This window comes from Methanospirillum sp., assembly GCF_035406105.1.
In the GTDB taxonomy this organism is placed as follows: domain Archaea; phylum Halobacteriota; class Methanomicrobia; order Methanomicrobiales; family Methanospirillaceae; genus Methanospirillum.
In genome coordinates this window covers 1-2,400 of record NZ_DAONKG010000293.1, presented here as the reverse complement: position 1 = coordinate 2,400, position 2,400 = coordinate 1, and the positions used below count along the sequence as shown (strand labels likewise).

The window sequence follows — 2,400 nt, the reverse complement described above, 5'->3', positions numbered from 1 at the left end:
ATGAGATTTACCATTTCACTTACACCAACCCGCCGGAAATCAGTACGCAATGATATAATCTTTTTTCTTTTTGCATATGCATACCCTATCTCCCATGATGTTCCGGAATCAGCATCAGCACCATCAATGATCGCTATGATAATATCTGCATTATCTAGTGCCCGCAGATTACTCGCAAAAATTTTTTGCTGAATAGAGAGATCTCGTGAATGCTCTGAATCACCACAATCCTGGGGAAGATGTACCTGCAGCGCATATCCAGTTAAAATATCTGCAATTTTTCGATTATAATCACATTCAGATTCTGAAAATAAAGGAGCTGCCAGATAAACCTTCCAGCAGGCTGCTTCATAAACATCATAGGCAATAACATCTGAAAACCTTTGTAAAAAGAAACCACGCCCGGGAATTTTTGCTGGTGAATCATCATGAGATCCATACCAGGTATATCTGACGCCGCAGACAGGAGATGAATCAACACCGATTATTGCATATGGTGCACCATCAATTTCCCAATTTTTTCGGACTTCTTTTTCAAGGTGACTAATGAGATCTGAAAAATCCTGGGTATCCAAACGGTCAAGAAAATATCCTGGATCATGATCTCGTCCAAGATACAATGTTTCAGCACAGGGAAGCATTTTTACAGGGATATGAAAGGTTTTACACCGTAACAGAACCTCACGAAATGCAACCAGATCTTTTTGATGAGTGATTCCCTTTGCCCGTAAAGACGGATTTTCTATGCAGGGACAAACAAGCAGATACATCTCGTATTAAGAATTATTAGCCTTAACTTTTCGAAACCTGTCCAGTAATTCATGAAGCAATGACCTTGAAGGAAGGAGGAGCAGACTGGCTTCAAGATCAAACTCTGCACAATGCATATCTGTCTTAAATAATAGGATTTGATCTAATTCATCATCTATTTCTTGCCCGGCAATGACAGATTGTATAACTGCATGAGGCATATCAATAACCATTGAAGGAGGAGAAGGGATAAGCATAAGAGAGAGGAGATTTGCACAGGCATCAAGATACGAAGATGTCATGATATTTCCAATTTCATGAAGCATACTCATATCCATTTCATTAATTTCCCTCTCCTCATCTGGTGCAGCGAGCATTATTGATGATAATCTGATAATAGACTTTTTTGGAACATGGAGAACTATTGAACCGTGTCCAGATACCTGTCCCCGGACCTGAAAAACAACCATCGATGCAATAGAATCATCAAGGTAGTTCTGAAGGTTTTCCAGTTTTACCATGATAATGTTTTGAACTGAGATTGTGACCGGAACGCCTATAAGAGAAGAAAGAGCGGTTGCGGCATTTTGAGCTCCACTATTTCCCAGTTCCCATAATTCATCTACCTGCTCTTGTGTAAGAATTTCAGTTCCATCAGTGATGATTTTTGGACTCATGTACTCCTCATTACTACAACAATTATTGCTCTTTGTATATCTGATTGACCATGAAAAATAAAAACAGGTTTTAATTTATCAGATTACCTGAGTGGATATCTTCCTTTAGGAGGTACACTCCCGCTATAAGAACTGCCATAACAACAGAAATGCCAAGGTAATGATATACTTCAGTTTCGCTGATATTAATCACGATAATATGTCGTATCAGGGCCGTAAGTGCAACTATAAGAAGAGCACGGACCGGAACTCGTTTTGTTTTTAAATAAACCGTCACAGTTTCAAATAATTCAATAATAATAATGGTAAATAAAATCGAATAAATCACCTGAATAATTCCTTCTTCCCAATGATACGTTGATAATATCATAATCACTTCTAAAAATGATTCAATCAAAGATAATATTGCAATAATTGATAAAAGAATCGCTACGCCAATATATACAACAATAGAAATGGAAGAAAAAGTGGTGACCAGTTGATTTGCACGCTCTTCTGATATTTCAGGCATATTACATAATGATTGATTGTATTAGAAATATCTTGTGATATATATTCAAATGATATTGATAATTATAATTTTATATCTAAATCAAACCTTTAAAACAAATTTTTTCTTATTTTTAGCAAAAATTGCTTCTGCAAAGAAATACACAGACATAACAATACAGGCTAGAGATGCAATCATAGTGGGTACTGTCCTGTCATTACTGCCCGAACCAATTAGCGTTCCAATGAGAAAAAGTCCTACGAATACTAAGGTTAGTCCATCGAACAGATACACAAGCCATTCGTACTCTTCTACATTTCTGATGGCAACCATATAAGTATCGGTACAATGGAGTATTGGCTATAAAATAACTATCTCATTGTTATTGAGAAAACTGAAGAAAACGTAATGAAAACTGTTAATCATAGCAATAGCAGCGAGGATGATTTCCCGAGGACTCGCGTACCTCAGTACCATCACCCA

General features: G+C 37.0%; 4 protein-coding genes. All 4 read right to left on the bottom strand.

Annotated elements, in window-relative coordinates:
• Positions 1 to 770, bottom strand: a 770-nt coding sequence (locus PLA23_RS12585) for a nucleoside 2-deoxyribosyltransferase (protein WP_324475402.1), incomplete at its 3' end; no start/stop codon positions are given.
• Positions 771 to 776: 6 nt separating this feature from the next.
• Positions 777 to 1,427, bottom strand: coding sequence for a chemotaxis protein CheC (locus PLA23_RS12580; protein ID WP_324328073.1), 651 nt, complete (start codon positions 1,425 to 1,427; stop codon positions 777 to 779).
• Positions 1,428 to 1,497: 70 nt separating this feature from the next.
• The gene (locus tag PLA23_RS12575; RefSeq protein ID WP_324328071.1) at positions 1,498 to 1,938 is read right to left on the bottom strand and encodes a phosphate-starvation-inducible PsiE family protein; all 441 of its coding nucleotides are present in this window, start codon (positions 1,936 to 1,938) and stop codon (positions 1,498 to 1,500) included.
• Positions 1,939 to 2,019: 81 nt separating this feature from the next.
• Positions 2,020 to 2,250: a hypothetical protein gene (locus PLA23_RS12570; protein WP_324328069.1), complete on the bottom strand. Its 231-nt coding sequence runs from the start codon at positions 2,248 to 2,250 to the stop codon at positions 2,020 to 2,022.
• Positions 2,251 to 2,400: the final 150 nt, after the last annotated feature.

Excerpts from the sequence above, each read along its gene's own strand:
- PLA23_RS12580 (WP_324328073.1), bottom strand. The coding sequence starts at position 1,427 with ATGAGTCCAAAAATCATCACTGATGGAACTGAAATTCTTACACAAGAG.
- PLA23_RS12575 (WP_324328071.1), bottom strand. The coding sequence starts at position 1,938 with ATGCCTGAAATATCAGAAGAGCGTGCAAATCAACTGGTCACCACTTTT.
- PLA23_RS12570 (WP_324328069.1), bottom strand. The coding sequence starts at position 2,250 with ATGGTTGCCATCAGAAATGTAGAAGAGTACGAATGGCTTGTGTATCTG.